The sequence below is a fragment of the Hymenobacter sp. DG01 genome (genome assembly GCF_006352025.1).
In the GTDB taxonomy this organism is placed as follows: Bacteria; Bacteroidota; Bacteroidia; order Cytophagales; family Hymenobacteraceae; genus Hymenobacter.
The window spans coordinates 2,811,807-2,829,708 of the sequence record NZ_CP040936.1 but is presented as its reverse complement, the minus strand read 5'-3'; the positions used below and the strand labels follow the sequence as shown (position 1 = coordinate 2,829,708).

Genomic DNA, 17,902 nt, shown 5'->3' with positions numbered 1-17,902 from the left:
AAATAGAGGTATCGGATTTGCGGGAAGCGAATCCCGCGCCGACGACCCGGCTTTTATGGAGCCTCGCCGTCATACTATAAGAGCCCATGAACGTCACCATTGATAAGAATTCCGGCTATTGTTTCGGCGTTGAGTTCGCCATTCAGATGGCCGAGGATGAGCTGGGAAACCAGGAAACCCTGTACTGCCTCGGCGACATTGTGCACAACCGCATGGAGGTAGAGCGCCTGCACGCCCTAGGCCTGCGCATTATTGATAGGGAGCAGCTTGCGGAACTGCACGACGCCAAAGTGCTGATCCGGGCCCACGGCGAGCCGCCGGAAACCTACGAGCTGGCTTTGCGCAATAACATCGAACTTATTGATGCTTCCTGTCCGGTGGTGCTCAAGCTGCAGAACCGCGTGAAGCACGCCTTCGACGCCACTACCCGCCAGGATGGGCAGATTGTGATTTACGGACAGCCCGGCCACGCTGAGGTCATCGGCCTGACGGGGCAGACCCGCAACCAGGCCCTCATCGTCATGACGGAGCAGGACCTGGACCAGGTGGACTTTTCGCGCCCCGTAACCCTGTTCAGCCAGACCACCAAGAGCACGGCCGGCTTCTACCACATGAAGGAGGTGATAGAAAACCGGATTAAGGCCGCTGGGGGCTCCCTGGAAGCCTTTGATGCTAACGACAGCATTTGCCGGCAGGTAAGCAACCGCGAGCCGGCCCTGGCCAAGTTTGCCCAGCAGCACGACGTAGTGGTGTTTGTGAGCGGGCGTAAAAGCTCCAACGGCAAGGCCTTGTTCTCGGTAGTCAATAAAACCAATCAGCGCAGCTACTTCGTGGAAAACGAGGAGGAGCTGAGCGAAGAGTGGTTCCAGGGCGCCGAGTCGGTAGGTATCTGCGGGGCCACCAGCACACCCATGTGGCTGATGCAGCGCGTGAAAAACCGGATTGAGGAAGTGGCTGAGCACGTAGCGTAGCAGCTTCCTTTCGCAAAAAGAGTAGCCCCGGTGCAGCTAGCTGCACCGGGGCTACTCTTTTTGCGAAAGGACAACAAACTTGCTGACTTATAGGCTTACGCCACCCGTTAGCTCCAGCCGCTGGCCGTTAAGCCACTTGGCCTCCTCCGTGCAGAGAAAGGCTACTACCCCACCTACGTCGTTGGGGAGGCCCACCCGGCCCAGGGCCGAGATTTGGGCCGCAAAGGCGCGCATTTCCGGCGTGTCCGTCATGGCGCCGCCGCCAAAAATGGCACCCGGGGCCACCACGTTGGCGGTGATGCCCCGCGCACCCAGCTCCACGGCCAGGTAGCGCGTGAATACATCCACCGCGCCTTTCATTATCCCGTAGGCCGAGGCGCCGGGGTAGGAAATGCGCGTGGTAGCCGACGACATGTTGATGATGCGGCCCCCGTTCTGGAGCAGGGGTAGGGCTTTTTGAGTCAGGAAATACACACCCTTGAGGTGAATATTCAGCATCTCGTCGAACTGGGCTTCAGTGGTTTCTGCGAAAGGTGCCTGCAGGCCGGTGCCGGCGTTGTTGATGAGGAAATTGAAGCGGCTGGTGCCGAAAGATGCCTGCAGCACGCCGGGCAGCTGGGCAAAGAAGGCATCGAAGCTGCGCACGTCGGCAGTGTTGAGTTGCAGAGCCACGGCGTTGCGGCCCAGGTCTTCAATAGCTGCCACTACGGCTGCCGCTTCCGTCTGCTGGCGGTGGTAAGTCAGGACCACGTCAATGCCTTTCTGGGCCAGACGAAGGGCAATTTCTTTACCGATACCGCGGCTGCCGCCGGTCACCAAGGCTATTTTGGAAGTTGTCATGAGAAGAAAATGGTTGGGTTATAAGAACCCGACAAAGGTCTGCCAGACAACCAGCGGGCATTTTGTGAATGCCAATCTGTTTTATGTAAAAATCAAACCAGGGCCTGCAGCCGGAAGGCGCCGGGGGCCACACCCAACTGACGCTTGAAGAAGTTGGAGAAGTGAGCCACGTCGGCGAAGCCCAGGGCGTCGGCAATTTCGGCCAGCGTCCAAGTGGTTTGCCGGAGCAAGGCTTTAGCTTCCTGGGCAATGCGGGTTGCTACCAGGTCGGTGGTGGTGCGGCCAGTAGTTTCCTTGAGCACTTTGTTGAGGTGATTGACGTGCACAGCCAAGTGGTCAGCGTAGTCGGTGGCCGTGCGCAGGCGGAGCCGCTGCTGGGGCGTCTCCAACGGAAACTGCTGCTCCAGCAGCTCAATGAACAACGACGTGAGCCGGGCCGCGGCGCTGTAGGCAGGGTGCAGGGCAGTAGTTGGCTGCAGCTTCTGGCCTAGGTGCATCAGCTCCAGCACGTAGGTGCGCAGCAAGTCGTATTTGTAGATGTAGTCAGAAGCCATTTCCTCCTGCATCCGCCGAAAAATGGCGGTAGCCCGGGCCTCCTGCTCATCGGAGAGCTGAAAGGCTGGGTAGCCTTCGGCTTTGAACAGCGGCAGCTCGTCCAGCACCACCCCACTGTTGGCCGGCCGCAAAAACTCGGGGGTGAACACGCAGAATAAGCCCGTCTGGCCGGCGTTGTATGGCAGCCAGTAGTGCGGCACCTTAGGCGTGGAGAAAATGAGGGCGTTTTGGGCCAGGTCGAGGCTGCTATCCGGGTAGTCAATGCGGTTGCGGCCCCGAAGCAAACTGATTTTGTAGAACGACCGGCAGGCATAGGGCACGGTGGGCTTCTCGCGCAGGCACTGCCCCGGCAGGCCCAGTTCAAATACGTTAAAATGCCCAACGTCCTGCTGAATGCCATCGGGAAGCAGCGCACTCAACTCGGCCCCAGTGCAGGCAGTTACGTCGTGGTAGAACTCGGCCAGGGGGGCAGCTTTCATAAAGGGCGTGCGTTGTGAAAATCAAAGCTACAACAAACCACCGGCCCGCGTGGCTGCAAGGGCCGGTGAGGTAGCGCGTAGCCTGGCTTTCGGGTTTTAGCGGGTGCGGGTATCTTGCGCCCCCGGGCGGCCGCTATACCAGCCGCTTCAATTTCGTGCCCATGCGTCGTTTCATCAACTACTTCCTCAGCGGTTTTCTCATTGTGGCCCCCATTGGGCTCACCGTGTACATTTTGTTTGCCTTGCTGCGCTGGCTCGACGACCTGTTCGCCGGGCTGAGCTTTGATGTGCCGGGGCTGGGGCTGGTGGTAGCGGTGCTGCTGATTACGGCGGTGGGGTTCGTGGCCAAGTCGTTTCTGGTGCGGCCCTTCCTGATTATTACCGAGCGGCTGCTGCACCGTACGCCGCTGGTCAGCATCATCTATTCCAGCCTGAAAGACCTGTTCGATGCCTTTGTGGGCGACAACCAGAAGTTCAACCGGCCGGTGCTGGTGCGCCTGAGCGCCGCCGAGCAAACTTTCAAAATGGGTTTCGTAACGCAGCCCACCATGGCCGCCATTCACCGCGACGACTTGCTGGCGGTGTATTTTCCGCACTCCTACAACTTCTCGGGCGAGCTGGTGCTGGTGCCAGTCCAGAACATCACCTACCTCGATCTGCCCAGCAGTGAAGTGATGAAATTCATCGTATCCGGCGGCGTATCGAGGTTGGGGTGAGTTTTTAAGGTGATGAGGTAAATAGTGATGGGGTGACAAGTGACAGGTAAATGCTGACAAGAGTTTGACAGGGCAAAGAGGGGTAGGGGGCGATGAGGCGGTAAACGGATAGATAACACAGAAGCAACAAAATTCCCCATCAGCTCCGTGAGGACGGTATTTTGGTAGCATCTTGGTACGCATAACAACGTAAAACCCCAGCGGGGCGGCACCACGTCGTTGAACGATATGGTGTCGCCCCGCTAGGGTTTTGCTCAGTTTAGGGGGTAGGCCGGCCTACCCCCCTAAACCGAGCAAAGCCTTCCAACATCAACCTCTTCACCTATCACAATTCACCCCATCACCTGACCACCCCTTACCTGTCACCTGTCACTATTTACCTCATCACTCCATCACCCAACCCCATGAAAACCCAGTTGCACTTTCAGAAATACGGGACGGGGCCACGGGTGGTGCTGGCGTTTCATGGGTACGGGCAGGGCGAGGGGCACTGGCGAAGCCTGATAACGGTGCTGGACCCAGAGGTGACGGTGTACGCCTTCGACCTGTTTTACCACGGCCGCAGCCGGCTGTCCCGCACCGATGCGCCCCTGAGTAAAAAGCGGCTGGCCGAACTACTGGGCGAGTTTCTGGCAAACCAGGGCGTTACTCGGTTTAGCTTGCTGGCCTTCAGCATGGGCGCCAAATTTGCCCTGACGGCCGCGGAGCACTTCCCGGAGGCAGTGGAACAGGTGTGGCTGATTGCGCCCGACGGGCTGCAGCGCCAGTTTTGGTACGCGCTGGCAACCTACCCCCCGTGGATGCGCGGAGTGCTGGGCCGGGCCGTGCTACGCCCCCAGCGCCTGCTGCGCTTCCTCGATGCCCTGCACCAGCGCCGCCTCCTGGATGCCAACCTCATTCGCTTCGCCCAGTGGCAGCTAGACAGCCGCGAGAAGCGCCTGCGCGTGTACCGGAGTTGGGTGGGCTTCCGGAATCTGACCTTTGAAGTGAAAAAACTGGCGGCCACGCTTAACCGCCGGCCCACGCCGGTTACCTTGTTCCTGGGCCGCCACGACCGGGTTATTCCGCACGCCGGGTTGCAGCAGTTTATTGGCTCTTTGCACCAGGCGCACACGGTAATGCTGGAGGCAGGGCACGCCGGCCTGATTTACGAGGTGGCCGCCTACCTGCGCCGCAACCCCACGCTGCGGCTCTGACGACTCCTGCGCGAAGCAGGGCGCTTATGGGCGAGACGGCTGGTTACGGAAAACTTTATGGTCGATGGAAAAGCGGCCCGGTCCGGCAATCAGGAAGAAGAGGCAAAGCAGCAGTACCAGCATCGAAACCCAAAGCTCCGTGTTATCCAGGCGCAGGCCGTTGCGAAAGTTCACGAGCAGCACGGCTCCCGCCAGAATAGGAATCTGGAGCAGTAAGGCAAACCGGGTGAGGGCCCCGATACCAATCATCAGGCCGCCCACGATGTGAAATGTGCTGATGAAGAGCGACGCTTTTTTAAGCCCTTCCATACTTTGCTGCTGGCTGAGCAGGTAAAAAACATCAGAGGAGTTATCCAGAAAAGAAATTCCCTTGATAAACAGGAATGCCCCGAGCATGATGCGGAGCCCATCCATCCAGATAGGGTTACTGGCGCTGTTGCGGGGCCGGCGGTTGGCCACCGGAAATTGGCGGGAGAGTTCCATATGAGTTTGGCTGCTGAAAGTGAGAAGGTTGACCCTTACTAAATATACAACAGTATTTCCAGGAATGCGCCACCAGCCCGGGCTCTTTACCGCTGGTCCAGCGCCTGCTCATAAAGGCGAAAATCATCTTCCCCGAAGGCCACGAACACGACCTCCCGGGGCTGCTCGTGCGCCTGCAGGAACCGGCGTACTTCCTGCACGGCAATGGCCGCGGCCTGCTCCTTGGGGTAGCCGTAAATACCGGTACTGATGCCCGGAAAGGCCACGCTGCCTACCCCATGCTTGGCCGCTAACTCCAAGCTGTTGCGGTAGCAACTGGCCAGTAGCTCGGGCTCGTGCTTGTGCCCGCCGTTCCAGACCGGCCCCACTGTATGAATAACGTGCCGGGCCAGCAGGCGCCCGCCGGTGGTGATAACGGCCTCGCCGGTGCGCAGGCCGCTGCCGTAGTGGCTGGCCCGTAGCTGCCGGCAGGCAGCCAGAATTTCGGGGCCGCCGGCGCGGTGAATGGCCCCATCAACCCCACCGCCGCCCAGCAGGCTGGAATTAGCCGCATTCACAATGGCGTCGGTATCCAGCCGGGTGATGTCGCCGCGGTAGAGCACAATGCGGCCGAAGGACAAGGCATTGGCGCGCCAGTGGGGGGTAGGGGAGGCTGGCATAAAGGACAAAGAGTTTTGATGGAATAACGCACCGGCTGCGGACGGCGTTATGGCTGAGCACAGCGCCCCTCCGGAAATACGCTGAGCGGTTCGGGGCCAATTTTGGTGGGTTCAGGCCGCAAAATAGCCGCTTGGGTAGATATGGGTTTGCGTATATTTATGAACATCATACGTTTGAGCATCCAACAACCCGAAACCTACTCAACTATGGAAACTTCTCAGCGCGACCCGGAACTGTGGCGGATGGCAAAAGACCGCGCCAAGTTTAAATCCCACCTTTTCACCTACGTAACCGTGAATGCCCTGCTCTGGACCATCTGGCTGCTGACGGGCCGGCCTGGCTTTCCCCTGCCCTGGCCCATCTGGTCAACGGTGTTCTGGGGCGTAGGCGTAGCTATTCAGGGCTTCGCTACCTACGGCAACATGAGCCGCAGCAACCTCTCGGAGCGGGAGTATGAGCGGCTGGTGCGCCAGCGGGCCGACCGGGTGTAACGGCCGGGTGCAACCTTCGGGCAGGGGTAGGGGTTTGTGGCAGTATGAAAACGCGCTACTTCCTTCCGCTGCTCGCGCTGGTTCCGCTGGCCCTGGCTTCTTCCACCACCAAGCCGGAGCCCGCCCCGGCCCCCGATGCTAACCTCAGCAAAATCAAGCTGCCGGCCGGCTTCACCATCAGCTACTTCGCCAAAGGCGTGAAAAGCGCCCGCGAGCTAGCCGTGGGCCCCGATGGCACGGTGTACGTGGGCACCAAGGACGACAAAGTGTACGCCCTGCCCGACCGCAACAAAGATGGCCGCGCCGATGAGGTAGTGACCGTAGCTACCGGCCTGAACGCACCCAATGGGGTAGCTGTGCGCAACGGAGCCCTGTACGTGGGCGAAATCAACCGCATTATCCGCTTTGATAACATTGCTGCCCGCCTCCGGCAAAAGCCTAAGCCGGTAGTGGTGTATGGCAAGCTGCCCACTAAGGAGTGGCACGGCTTCCGCTACATTTCCTTCGGGCCCGATGGCAAGCTGTACGTGCCGGTGGGCGCGCCCTGCAACACCTGTCTGCCCGAGGAGCCGATTTACGCTACCATCAACCGCATGAACGCCGATGGCTCGGGCCTGGAAACGTATGCGTACGGCGTGCGCAACACCGTCGGCTTCGACTGGAGCCCCCAGGACAAGGCCTTGTGGTTCACGGATAACGGCCGCGACCAGTTGGGCGACAACCTGCCCCCCGATGAGCTGAACCGCGCCGCCGGCCCCGGCCAGCACTTTGGCTTCCCGTACTTTTTTGCCGGTGATATTGCCGACCCGGAGTTTGGCAAAGGCAAATCGGCGGATACCTACGTGAAGCCCGCCCGCAAGCTGGGCCCGCACGTAGCCGCCCTGGGTATGAAGTTCTACACCGGCAAGCAATTCCCGGCCCAGTACCGCAATCAGATTTTTATTCCGGAACACGGCTCCTGGAACCGTAGCAACAAAATTGGCTACCGCATAACCCTCGTGCGCCTCGATGCCACCGGCAAGCAGGCCAAGAGCTACGAAACCTTCGCCGAAGGCTGGCTGCAGGGCCAGACGCCCTGGGGCCGCCCAGTGTGCCTGTTAGTACTCCCCGATGGCTCCCTGCTCGTATCCGACGACCAGAACGACGCCGTGTACCGCATTAGCTACAAAGGCTAGAAAGCGAGATAGTGAGGTGGTGAAACGGAGAGTTTGACGTTCTTTCTGCGCCCCTTGCGCATATTGCGCCCGCAGAACGTCAAACTCTCCGTTTCACCACCTCTCCATTTTGCCACTTACATGAAACAGCGTGGACCCAAGCGGACCGTAGGGCGGCGGGAGCTGGTAGATTTCCCGGAGTTCCAGCTTTGGGGGGTAGAGGCCAAGGTGGATACCGGGGCCTATACCGGGGCCATTCACTGCTCCAACATTCGGGTGGAAAATGATAGCCAGGGCCGACAGCGCCTGCATGTGCAGCTGCTGGACCCCTCTCACCCCAACTTCGATGGCTCGCCCATGCAGTTCGACGAGTTTGGGCTGCGCGACATCAAAAGCTCCAACGGCGAAGTGCAGGAGCGCTATGTAATCCGGGCGGCCATTCGGTTGTTTGGGCAGGATTTTATCACGGAATTTTCGCTCTCCGACCGCTCCGACATGAAATATCCCGTATTAATCGGGCGAGTACTATTGCGGGAGGCGCGGTTGATTGTGGATGTAGCCCGGCGCAACCTATCCTATAAAAATCAGCCTGCGGCCCAGTAGTCCCGCCCGGCGTGCCGGTTGGCTCGCCTATCTTTGCCTGGCGCTTCCGCTCCTATCCTCTCTCACAAGTACCCTGCATCCTGATGAAACTGGCGATTCTATCGCGCGAGCCGAAGCTATATTCTACTACCCGCCTGGTGGAAGCCGCTGAAGAGCGGGGCCACGAGGCCGTTGTGCTCGACCATTTGCATTGCAATCTGGTGCTGGAAAAAGGCCAGCCCGGCATTGTATATGAAGGCCAGAAGCTGGAAGGCTTCGACGCCATTATTCCGCGCATTGGGGCCTCGGTTACGTTTTACGGCTGCGCCGTGGTGCGGCAGTTTGAGATGATGAAGGTGCGCACGGCCGTGGAAAGCCAGGCCATCGTGCGCAGCCGCGACAAGCTCCGCTCCATGCAGATTCTGAGCCGGGCCGGGGTAGGCATGCCCAAAACCGCCTTCACCAACTACTCCGACGACGTGCCGGCCATGATTCAGCAGGTAGGCGGCGCCCCGGTTATTATCAAGCTGCTGGAAGGCACCCAGGGTCTGGGCGTGGTACTGGCCGAGTCGGCTAAGGCGGCCCAGTCGGTGATTGAAGCGTTTCACAACCTCAAGGCCCGCATTATCGTGCAGGAGTTCATTGCCGAAAGCAAAGGCGCCGACCTGCGGGCCTTCGTGGTAAACGGGGAGGTAGTAGGAGCCATGAAGCGCCAGGGCAAGGAAGGCGAGTTCCGCTCCAACCTGCACCGCGGCGGCTCCGGCACCCTCGTGAAGCTGAGCCGCGCCGAAAAAGCTGCCGCCCTGCTGGCGACCAAAGCCCTGGGCCTGGGCATTGCCGGCGTAGATATGCTCCAAAGCAAGCGTGGCCCCCTGGTGCTGGAAGTAAATTCGTCGCCGGGACTGGAAGGCATTGAAAAAGCCACCGGCCTCAACATTGCCGGCAAAATCATTGAGTACACCGAGCAGCTGGCCCACAAACGGAAGCGCAAGAAGCCGGCCGCCAGCCCCGCACCGCCCCAAGTGCTGCCCGATACCCCAGTTGACTAAGGCACCTCTGCTGCCGCCTGTTACCGCCCACCTAGCCCGCTCGGGCGGGCAGTAGTAGCTGCGCACGATTAGCTGATCCTCACAGCCTTGGAACGATAATTGACGCGCCCGATTTCGTGTCGGGTACGGAAGTGCTGCCGGCCGTTGTTGTATGGAGCGTGAGGTAGCCTCGCGCCAAAGCGTTGCTTGTTTTGTCCACTGAATCTGTCTGTAGCCCTCCCGATTTGTGCCTGAATGGCCTGGTTATCAAGCCCGGCGAGCAGGTCCTGACGCGGCTGGTTATTTCGCGGCTGCCCTCCGGCACCGTCATTGATATTCCGGTGCATGTGTACCGCGCCCTGGAGCCGGGCCCCACGGTGCTGCTGATGGCGGGCCTGCACGGCGACGAGGTAAACGGCATTGAAACCATCCGGCGCATGGTGCGGCGCCAGATGCTGCAGCCCTTGCGGGGTACCATCATTGCCATTCCCATCCTCAACATCTATGGGTTCCTGAACTTCTCGCGCGAGGTACCCGACGGCAAAGACGTAAACCGCTCGTTTCCGGGCAACCCGCGCGGCTCGCTGGCCAGCCGCGTGGCGCACCGCTTCATGCGCGAAATCATGCCCCTGATTGACTACGGCATTGATTTTCATACGGGCGGCGCGGCCCGGGCCAACATCCCCCAGATCCGGTGCCTGCTCCACCAAGATGCCGAAACCGATGCCCTGGCCGAAGCCTTCGGGGCGCCGTTCACCCTGCACGCAGGCCTGCGCCCCGGCTCTCTGCGCGAAACGGCCATGCAGCAGGGCCGCCGCATTATCGTGTACGAAACCGGCGAGTCGTTGCGCCTCGATGAGCAAGGCATTGACCTGGGCATTGCCGGCACCTTCCGGGTGCTGCATCACCTAGGCATGATGCCAGAGGTGCCGGCTCCTGCCTACCCCTCGGTGGTATGCATGCGCTCTACCTGGCTGCGGGCCAAGTACGCCGGCCTGTTTCACAGTTTTGTGCACCTGGGGCAGTACATTCAGAAAGGCGAGGTGTTCGGTGCCGTAGCCGACCCCTACGGAGAAAACTCTGTGCGCCTGGAGTCGCCGGTGGCGGGCTACATCATCGGGCTCAACCACATGCCCGTCGTAAACCAGGGCGATGCCCTCGTGCACGTAGGCCGCACGGATGCCGCGCCCGCCCGCGCCGATCTGGCGGCCCCGTTCGAGGAAAAGCCGATGCGGCCCCTGGAAAGTGAAACGGAGGAAGACGAGGAAGCCGGCGAAGAGCTGATGCGGGACGGTGAATAGCCCCAAAGCTCATCGGCTTGCTACATTTTGCGTTACTTTGAAGAGCCGTACGGCCTTTGATCTTCTTCCTTATTTCCTGAATGAAAAATTCGCTTCAATTAGCAATTAACGCAGTGCTGGCCGTGGCCGTAGCGGTTCTGTTCTACCTGCACTTCGCCAGCAAACCGGCCGCGGCTACCAAAAAAGCAGCTGTCACTACCACAACGGCTGCCCCCACTGATTCGGCCAGCGCCGATGCCCCTGATGCGGTGGAAGAAGATCCCACCGATGTAGCCGCCGTGGCCGATACCAACAAAATAGCCTACGTGGAGTCGGGCAAGCTGCTGGATGGCTACCAGGGCATGAAGGATGCCCGCCGGAACTTTGAAACCAAGGCCCGCCGCTGGGAAGCCCAAAACAAAACTCTGGTGCAGGGCTTCCAGACGGCCGTGCAGCAGTACCAGCAAAAGGCCGAAAGCATGACCCAGGAGCAGCGTGCCGCCACCGAGCAACAATTGCAGGGCCGCCAGATGCAGGTAGCTCAGGAGCAGGAAAAACTCCAGCGCCAGGCTCAGGAGGAAGAAGCTAAAATGACCCAGCAGGTGCTGGACAGGGCCAACAAGCAAATTGAGAAGTACGGCAAGGCCCATGGCTACCGCCTGATTCTGAGCGGCTCGCTGGCTTACGGCCGCAAAGACCTCGACATTACCACCCCGGTGCTCAAGTACCTCAACGACGAGTACCGGGCCGGTAAAAAGTAAGCGCCCCGGCCCACCTGAGTCAGTAAAACCCTGGCTTTGCCGCCGCGCCCGGGGTAGCTGCCTGTTTTTTCTGAACGCCCGCTTTTCTTCCTCTGAAAAGCGGGCGTTTTTGTCTGTAGCTTAGCCTTAAATAATTCGCCGGCCCGGGGCAACCTTTTCTCCGAACCCGAGCTCTTGCCGATACCAACGCGCTGGTCAGCGCGTTTCTGCTCACGCTGAAATATGCCTATATAGCTAACTTCTATTCCCTCTTATGAGCCGACTATTCCGCTCACTTTCGGTGGGCGCTGCCGTGCTGGCTACCTCCCCCGCTATTGCCCAGCAGGCCACCCCGGCCCGGGTTACCATCAGCGGCTACGTCCGCGACGCCGCCACCGGCGAAAACCTCATCGGCGTGGCCGTAGTCAGTCCGGGCACGGGCCAGGGCACCGCCACCAATACCTACGGGTTCTACTCGCTTACCCTGCCGGCTCCTACCGACTCGGTGCGGCTGCTGGTCAGCTACCTGGGCTACGAAAAAGCCCGCTGGGTAACGCCCGTGGGCCGCAGCCTCGCCCACGATTTTCGCCTGCGCTCTGCCGCCAATGACCTGGGCGGGGTAGAGGTGGTAGGCAGCCGCGAGGAGAAAATTGCCCAGAGCACCCGCATGAGCACGGTCAACATCCCGCTCAACCAGATTAAGGCCGTACCGGCCCTGCTCGGCGAGCGGGACGTGCTGAAGGTGCTGCAGCTCCTGCCCGGCGTGCAGAGCGGGGGCGAGGGCACCAGCGGCCTGTACGTGCGCGGCGGCTCCCCCGACCAGAACCTGATTCTGCTCGATGGCACGCCCGTGTACAATGCTTCTCACCTGTTCGGGTTCTTCTCGGTGTTTAATGCCGATGCTCTCAATAATGTGGAGCTGATCAAGGGCGGCTTTCCGGCCCGGTACGGGGGTAGGCTTTCTTCGGTGCTGGATATTTCGATGAAGGAGGGCAACATGCAGAAGTTCCAGGGCGAGGGCGCCATCGGGCTGATTGCCTCCAAAATCACTCTGGAAGGCCCCATCAAGAAGGATACGGCCTCGTTTATCTTCTCGGCCCGGCGCACCTACATTGATATTCTGGCCCAGCCCCTGATTAAAGCCACCCTGGCCAACGAGGGGCAAAAAGGCTCCATTGGCTACTTTTTTCATGACCTTAACGGCAAGCTGAACTGGAAAGTAAGCCGCCGCGACCGGCTGTACCTGAGCGCCTACACCGGCTACGACAAGTTTTACGCCCGCTACCGCGAGGAAGACGGCAGCAACTACGACCGCAACAAGGCCGGGCTGGGCTGGGGCAACCTCACGGCGGCCCTGCGCTGGAACCACGTCCTCAACGACCAGCTGTTCCTGAACACCCACCTCACTTACAGCAAGTACCAGTTTAACGTAACGGAGGAAAACGAGAGCCGCTACCCCGATAACAACGGCAGAAACCAGACCGACAAGTTTGCCCTGAAGTACCTCTCCAACATCCGGGACTTCAGCCTGAAATCAGACCTGGACTACACGCCTACCGCCGACCACTACATCCGTTTCGGGGGGCAGTTTATTCAGCACTCGTTCCGGCCGGGCGCCCTGCAGGTAAAGGGCAACGGCTCCGATGTAGACTCGGACCTGAAGGCCGGCAGCCGCACCCTGGCCAGTGAGGCCTCCTTGTACCTGGAGGATGATTACCGCCTGACCGAGCGCCTGAAAGTAAACGCTGGCCTGCGCCTGAACGGCTTTCTGGTAGATAAAACCCTATACCCATCGGTAGAGCCGCGCCTGGCCGCCCGCTTCCTTCTGACCGAGGACTGGGCCCTGAAGGCCGCCTACGCCCGCACCACCCAGTACATTCACCTGCTCACCAACAGCGGTATTGGCCTGCCCACCGATTTGTGGGTGCCCGCCACGGCCAAGGTAAAGCCCCAGAAAGCGCAGCAGTTCAGCGTGGGCGCGGCCCGCACCGTGCGCATCAAAGACGAGGACTATGAGTTCAGCCTGGAGGGCTACTACAAGCCCATGCGCCAACTGATTGAGTACCGCGAGGGCGCCAGCTTTCTGGGTACCACCGACAACAACTGGCAGGAGAAAGTGACCAGCGGCGACGGCTGGGCCTACGGGGGCGAGCTGTTTCTGCAGAAGAAATCGGGGCGCACGACCGGCTGGATTGGCTACACCCTGGCCTGGAGCAAGCGCCGCTTCCCTGACCTGAACCAGGGCCGCATCTTCCCCTACAAGTACGACCGCCGCCACGATGCTTCCCTGGTAATCATCCACCATTTCAGCCCCACTCTCACGCTTTCCGGTACGTGGGTGTATGGCACCGGCAACGCCGTGACGCTGGGCCAGGGCCGCTTCCAGCTCGGCGACTACCAGGAGTACGAGGATTACGGCGGGCGCAACAGCTACCGCATGCGGGCCTACCACCGCATGGACCTCGACCTGAGCCGTACCAAAAAGAAAAAGTGGGGCGAAGTGGTGAACAGCATTTCCCTTTACAATGCCTACAGCCGCCGCAACCCCTATTATCTCTATTTCCAGCGCGGCTACCTGGACCAGTACGGCAACGTGGAGCGCAAAGCCACCTACAAGCAGATTTCGCTGTTTCCTATTATCCCTTCTTTCAGCAAAGCCTTCCGGTTTTAACGGCGGGGCCGGCAATCATTCAGATCCGATGTTGATAAACAAGTTATTCCCGGTGCTCCTGCTGATGGCGGGGGTGCTGGCGGGCTGCGAAACCGACGTGAACCTGCCCGAGCCTGAGCACACCCCCCGCATTGCCCTGCGCTACCTGCTGAGCGATGTTGCTCCGGCCCAGCAGTCGGAGGCCATGCAGGCCTTTAACCAGCTCTATGTAAGCCACAGCCAACGCATGTTTGATGCCCGCCAGCTGCAAGGCCGGTCCGACGCAACGGTGGAAATACTGGACGCCAACGGCACGGTAGTGGAGCGGTTCCGACAGGCCACCAACAAGCAGTGGCAAACCTACCCCCGCCCCCGCTACGAGCCGGGCTATTACGAGCCGACGATGAATTTCGCCGCCCAGCCCGGCCAGACCTACACGTTGCGCGGCCGGCTGCCCGGCTTTGAGACCGTAGAGAGCCAGCTAACCCTGCCGGCCCGCCCCCAGATTGAGCGCGCCACCTACACCCAGCGCCCGCCCGGCGACTACGGGCAGCCCCGGGGCCGCCTGAGCCTGGTGCTCACGGACCCCGCCGCCACCGCCGACTACTACGTGGTGATAGGTAAACTCTACGACACCCAGGGCCGCCTGTACGGTGACCTGATGACCGAGGATACCAACACGGAGTTTGGCAACGTGGGCGAAACCTTCGCCCTGTCCTCGCTCTACAACGACTACTACAGCAGCCTGGCGCCCTACCCTGATACCAACGTAAATGGCCGGCAGTTTACTCTCAGCAGCAACGTGGTAAGCTCCAACAGCTACGGGGGAAGCAACGTGCCCGTGCCGGCTTACCTGGAGCTGCAGGTGCTGAACCTCACGGCCGATGCCTACAAGTTCTACCAGTCGCGCCAGCGCTACCAGGATACCGAGGACAACCCCTTTGCCGAGCCCGCGCCCCTGTACTCCAACATCCGGAACGGGTACGGCTTTTTCGGGGGCATGTCGGGTACAATCTACCGGATTCAGCTGTAAGCAGGGGGTAGGCGCTACCGGCTTTTTTAGGCCAAGGCATTAAACCTGAGGCTTTCGGGTACGTCAAAAGATAGAAGCCGTCTTAACCAGCAGCTGCCCGACGTATGAAAAGCCTTCTGAAGTTTCCTGCCCTGTTTTTTGCCTTGCTGCTGGCCGCTGCCTCCCTTACCGGATGCGTGGCTACGGCCCAGCCCGGAGTGGTGGTAGCACCGACCCCGACGCCTTACTACCGGTACCCGGCCCGCCCGTACTACCACCGGCCTTACCGGCCCTACTACCGTCCGCGCCCGGCCCGGGTAATAGTGGTAGAGCCCCGGCGCCAGGTAGTAGTTCCTGCACCGCGTCCGCACTACCAGGCCCGGCCGTACGGACGAATCCGGTAGCTCACGGCTGCTTTTTTTAAAGACAAAGTCCCACCGATTGGTATCGGTGGGGCTTTGTGCTGAATGATAGGCTGGCGCTCAGGCATTCAGGAGCGGAAAGGGCCTAGAAGGCGAAACGCAGGCTCAGTGCGGCGTCGTTGTAGAAGCCGGTGTAGCCATCGAATACCTCAAAGAAGGGCTTGTAATCGACGCCAATGGTGAAGGGCAGGTCTTCCATCTTATACTCCAGACCCAGAATCAGGTCGGCTCCGCCCACGATGTAGTTCCGGTCGTCGCGGTAGTAGGTGTAGTAGAAGTCGTTTCTCTTGCCCCGAATGTAGCGGCCGTCCAGCACGTAGTAGCGGCCAGCATAGGAGCCAATATGGCCCCCGGCTCCGTAATAAAACTGCAGGCCCTTGAAATCCGACACGGGCAGGTGCTTTTCCAGCAGCAGCGTGAGGCGGCCGCCACGGGCCTGGTACTCGCGGGTGAGCAGGCCCTCAAAGGCCACGTTGTTTTTGCCGCTAAGGAAATGCTTAAACGTGAGGCCCGATGACCAGCCACCGCCGCGCAGGCCAATGGCGGTTTCATAGCCGGCACCACTGCCGCCGCTTTTCTTTTTGCTCTGAGCCTGGGCCCCTCCGGTGGTTGCCAGCAGCCCCAGGGCTGCGAGGCCAAAAATCAAACGCTTCATGCGGGAAAGAAGTAGTAAACTGTCAACTTTCCCGCAAAAGTACCACGCCCGCCGAACTAATGCAGCCGGGTGGCTCCTTTTTGCCGGATACTTTCGGAAAGATGAACGTGCTTCCCACTAGTTTCCTGCTCTGCAGCGCGCAGCATGGCCCGGGCTACGGCGGCGGCCTCAATGGCCCGGTAATGCCGCAGAGGGCCTATCAGGGCCGGTTGTAGTACCCGGAGCACCACTGCCCCAAGCTGTTCGCCGAGGCGCTTTTCGGGCCGGGACCCCAGCAGTAGAGAGGGCCGGAAAAAATGAATGGCCCGGAAGGGCAGTGGCCCCAGGGCATCTTCCATCTCTCCCTTCACCCGGTTGTAGTAGAACCGCGACTTCGCGCTGGCCCCCATGGCGGATACCACCAGCAGCTGCGCGGCAAAGTTGGCCGCCGCAAGCGCCGCCAGCGTCACAACGTACAAATAATCGACGCGGTAAAAGGCCTCTTTGGAGCCGGCCTGGCGCAGCGTGGTGCCCAGGCAGCAGAACACGTCGTCGGCAATCAGCTGCAGGCGGTGGCTTTCCAGCTCGTCGAAGTGAAGGATGCGCTGCTCCAGCTTGGGGTGCACCAGCGGCACCGGGCGCCGCCCCACCACAATAACCCGGTTGTAGCGCTCGGAAGCCAGCAGCAAGGGAAGCAGCTGACCTCCGACCAGGCCCGTGGCGCCGACAAGGAGGGCGGTTTTTTGCATGAGCGGAAGAAAAAGAAGCCGAAAAGGAGGCGGCGGTACTGGCAGGTACGTACCCCGCCGCTGAAACGCTGCCTTTCCTCCACTCAGATGCACAAGTCTGCCCCGGCGTTGCCCGGCACGCGGTGCTTCAGGGGCGGGGTACCCCACAGAAAACACCCCCGGCTTCAATCCGGCGGGCGGGTTTGAAGCCGGGGGTGGGGTAGGGCGGGCAGCGCCCGGTTATTTACCGGGAGCCAGTTGCGTTTTTTCGGGCTCCAGGTGCACCAGGCCTTGCTTGTAAAGGGAACCCAGGGCTTTTTTGAACACTTTCTTGCTCATGCCCAGGCGCCGGTAAATGTCGTCGGGCTCACTTTTGTCGCCGAGGGGTAGGGTGCCGTTTGGGGCTTGGCGCAGGGCGGCCAGCAGGGCATCGGCGGCGGCCAGGGCCTCGTCGTAGCCGGGGCGCTGCAGGCTGAGGTCGAGCTTGCCATCGGGGCGCACCTGGCGCACGTAGCCGGTGTGCACGTCGCCGAGGCGCAGGGGCTTGAACACCTCGTTGTGGTAAAGCAGGCCCTGGTGGGTGCCATCCACGATAACTTTGTAGCCCAGGTCGGTTTCTTCGGCCACAAACAAATCGGCCGCGTCGCCGGCCTTGCCCGGGAAGGGGGCCTCGCTCAGAAACCACTCCCACTTGGCCGAGGCCACAATGCGGTCGGTGGTATCATCGAGGTACACGAACACAGTAGCCCGCTCACCAGGGCGCAGGGTGCGGCGCAGGTTGCGGTAGGGCAGGAGCAGGTCTTTTTCCAGGCCCCAGTCGAGGAAGGCGCCGGTGGGCGTCACGTCGCGGACGGTGAGGGCCGCAAACTGGCCGACCCGCGCGTAGGGCTCCAGGTTGGTGGCAATCAGGCGGTCTTCGGAGTCGCGGTACACAAACACGCGCACCACGTCGCCCACGCGCGTACCGGCCGGAATGTACTTGCGGGGTAGCAGCAGGTCGCCGTCGTCGGAGGTCAGGTACATGCCGAAATCAACCTCGCGGGCTACTTCCAGGTCGTTAAAGTCACCTAGTTGCATGGGTAATCAAAAATTGAGAATTAAAAAGTAAACCTGGCCCGTAGCAGTGTACGCAGCCAGGCAGAGGCCGTATTGACTACCGTTACACTTACGCAGAGGGCAGCCGGCTTGCGGTTCCGCTACGGGAAATACCGAAGCGAAGCCAGGTAGCAAAGGTCAGATAACCCCATCCATAATTTTTAATTCTTACTTCATAAATTTTAA

Annotated in this window: 19 protein-coding genes; 12 read left to right on the top strand and 7 right to left on the bottom strand. The window is 60.5% G+C overall.

Annotated elements, in window-relative coordinates; all coding sequences use genetic code 11:
- Positions 1-86: 86 nt before the first annotated feature.
- A complete protein-coding gene (locus FGZ14_RS11910) occupies positions 87-971 on the top strand; it encodes a 4-hydroxy-3-methylbut-2-enyl diphosphate reductase (RefSeq protein ID WP_139924479.1) in 885 nt (294 codons plus the stop codon).
- 87 nt (positions 972-1,058) lie between these two features.
- On the opposite strand, the gene FGZ14_RS11905 is transcribed toward FGZ14_RS11910, so the two are convergent.
- Together FGZ14_RS11905 and FGZ14_RS11900 are read right to left on the bottom strand one after the other, a co-directional pair.
- Entirely contained in the window at positions 1,059-1,811 is a 753-nt protein-coding gene (locus tag FGZ14_RS11905; protein ID WP_139924478.1) for an SDR family NAD(P)-dependent oxidoreductase, read from the bottom strand.
- A 92-nt stretch (positions 1,812-1,903) separates the two neighbouring features.
- The gene (locus FGZ14_RS11900) at positions 1,904-2,845 is read right to left on the bottom strand and encodes an AraC family transcriptional regulator (RefSeq protein ID WP_139924477.1); all 942 of its coding nucleotides are present in this window, start codon (positions 2,843-2,845) and stop codon (positions 1,904-1,906) included.
- Between the two features lie 161 nt (positions 2,846-3,006).
- Here FGZ14_RS11900 and FGZ14_RS11895 point away from each other — a divergent pair, with 161 nt between their 5' ends.
- Together FGZ14_RS11895 and FGZ14_RS11890 are read left to right on the top strand one after the other, a co-directional pair.
- Positions 3,007-3,561 (top strand): DUF502 domain-containing protein, encoded by a 555-nt coding sequence (locus FGZ14_RS11895; protein WP_139924476.1) that lies wholly within the window; start codon positions 3,007-3,009, stop codon positions 3,559-3,561.
- Positions 3,562-3,965: 404 nt separating this feature from the next.
- Positions 3,966-4,757 carry an alpha/beta fold hydrolase gene (locus FGZ14_RS11890; RefSeq protein WP_139924475.1) on the top strand — a complete coding sequence of 264 codons (792 nt, stop codon included), beginning with the start codon at positions 3,966-3,968 and terminating at the stop codon, positions 4,755-4,757.
- A 24-nt stretch (positions 4,758-4,781) separates the two neighbouring features.
- Here FGZ14_RS11890 and FGZ14_RS11885 read toward each other — a convergent pair whose 3' ends face one another.
- On the bottom strand, positions 4,782-5,240 hold the full coding sequence (locus FGZ14_RS11885) for a DoxX family protein (RefSeq protein WP_139924474.1): 459 nt from the start codon (positions 5,238-5,240) through the stop codon (positions 4,782-4,784).
- Positions 5,241-5,326: 86 nt separating this feature from the next.
- Positions 5,327-5,899, bottom strand: coding sequence for an O-acetyl-ADP-ribose deacetylase (locus tag FGZ14_RS11880; RefSeq protein ID WP_139924473.1), 573 nt, complete (start codon positions 5,897-5,899; stop codon positions 5,327-5,329).
- Positions 5,900-6,106: 207 nt separating this feature from the next.
- On the opposite strand from FGZ14_RS11880, the gene FGZ14_RS11875 reads away from it, so the two are divergent.
- The 9 genes from FGZ14_RS11875 to FGZ14_RS11835 all read left to right on the top strand — a co-directional run bounded on the left by FGZ14_RS11875 (position 6,107) and on the right by FGZ14_RS11835 (position 15,241).
- Positions 6,107-6,391 (top strand): 2TM domain-containing protein, encoded by a 285-nt coding sequence (locus tag FGZ14_RS11875; RefSeq protein WP_180754336.1) that lies wholly within the window; start codon positions 6,107-6,109, stop codon positions 6,389-6,391.
- A gap of 44 nt (positions 6,392-6,435) precedes the next feature.
- The gene (locus FGZ14_RS11870) at positions 6,436-7,566 is read left to right on the top strand and encodes a sorbosone dehydrogenase family protein (protein WP_139924471.1); all 1,131 of its coding nucleotides are present in this window, start codon (positions 6,436-6,438) and stop codon (positions 7,564-7,566) included.
- Positions 7,567-7,686: 120 nt separating this feature from the next.
- Positions 7,687-8,148 carry a RimK/LysX family protein gene (locus FGZ14_RS11865; protein WP_139924470.1) on the top strand — a complete coding sequence of 154 codons (462 nt, stop codon included), beginning with the start codon at positions 7,687-7,689 and terminating at the stop codon, positions 8,146-8,148.
- Between the two features lie 83 nt (positions 8,149-8,231).
- Positions 8,232-9,176 carry a 30S ribosomal protein S6--L-glutamate ligase gene (rimK, locus tag FGZ14_RS11860; RefSeq protein WP_139924469.1) on the top strand — a complete coding sequence of 315 codons (945 nt, stop codon included), beginning with the start codon at positions 8,232-8,234 and terminating at the stop codon, positions 9,174-9,176.
- A gap of 191 nt (positions 9,177-9,367) precedes the next feature.
- Complete coding sequence (locus FGZ14_RS11855; RefSeq protein ID WP_257883215.1) at positions 9,368-10,456, top strand: succinylglutamate desuccinylase/aspartoacylase family protein; 1,089 nt, start codon at positions 9,368-9,370, stop codon at positions 10,454-10,456.
- 80 nt (positions 10,457-10,536) lie between these two features.
- Positions 10,537-11,196: an OmpH family outer membrane protein gene (locus FGZ14_RS11850; RefSeq protein WP_139924468.1), complete on the top strand. Its 660-nt coding sequence runs from the start codon at positions 10,537-10,539 to the stop codon at positions 11,194-11,196.
- 253 nt (positions 11,197-11,449) lie between these two features.
- Positions 11,450-13,846 (top strand): TonB-dependent receptor, encoded by a 2,397-nt coding sequence (locus tag FGZ14_RS11845; RefSeq protein ID WP_139924467.1) that lies wholly within the window; start codon positions 11,450-11,452, stop codon positions 13,844-13,846.
- 28 nt (positions 13,847-13,874) lie between these two features.
- Positions 13,875-14,858 carry a DUF4249 domain-containing protein gene (locus FGZ14_RS11840; RefSeq protein WP_139924466.1) on the top strand — a complete coding sequence of 328 codons (984 nt, stop codon included), beginning with the start codon at positions 13,875-13,877 and terminating at the stop codon, positions 14,856-14,858.
- Between the two features lie 104 nt (positions 14,859-14,962).
- Positions 14,963-15,241, top strand: coding sequence for a hypothetical protein (locus FGZ14_RS11835; protein ID WP_139924465.1), 279 nt, complete (start codon positions 14,963-14,965; stop codon positions 15,239-15,241).
- A gap of 103 nt (positions 15,242-15,344) precedes the next feature.
- On the opposite strand, the gene FGZ14_RS11830 is transcribed toward FGZ14_RS11835, so the two are convergent.
- The 3 genes from FGZ14_RS11830 to FGZ14_RS11820 form a co-directional block, all read right to left on the bottom strand.
- Positions 15,345-15,914: a hypothetical protein gene (locus FGZ14_RS11830; protein ID WP_139924464.1), complete on the bottom strand. Its 570-nt coding sequence runs from the start codon at positions 15,912-15,914 to the stop codon at positions 15,345-15,347.
- 56 nt (positions 15,915-15,970) lie between these two features.
- Positions 15,971-16,642, bottom strand: a complete 672-nt coding sequence (locus FGZ14_RS11825; RefSeq protein WP_139924463.1) for an oxidoreductase — start codon at positions 16,640-16,642, stop codon at positions 15,971-15,973.
- A 219-nt stretch (positions 16,643-16,861) separates the two neighbouring features.
- Positions 16,862-17,698 carry a S1 RNA-binding domain-containing protein gene (locus tag FGZ14_RS11820; protein WP_139924462.1) on the bottom strand — a complete coding sequence of 279 codons (837 nt, stop codon included), beginning with the start codon at positions 17,696-17,698 and terminating at the stop codon, positions 16,862-16,864.
- Between the last annotated feature and the right edge of the window lie 204 nt (positions 17,699-17,902).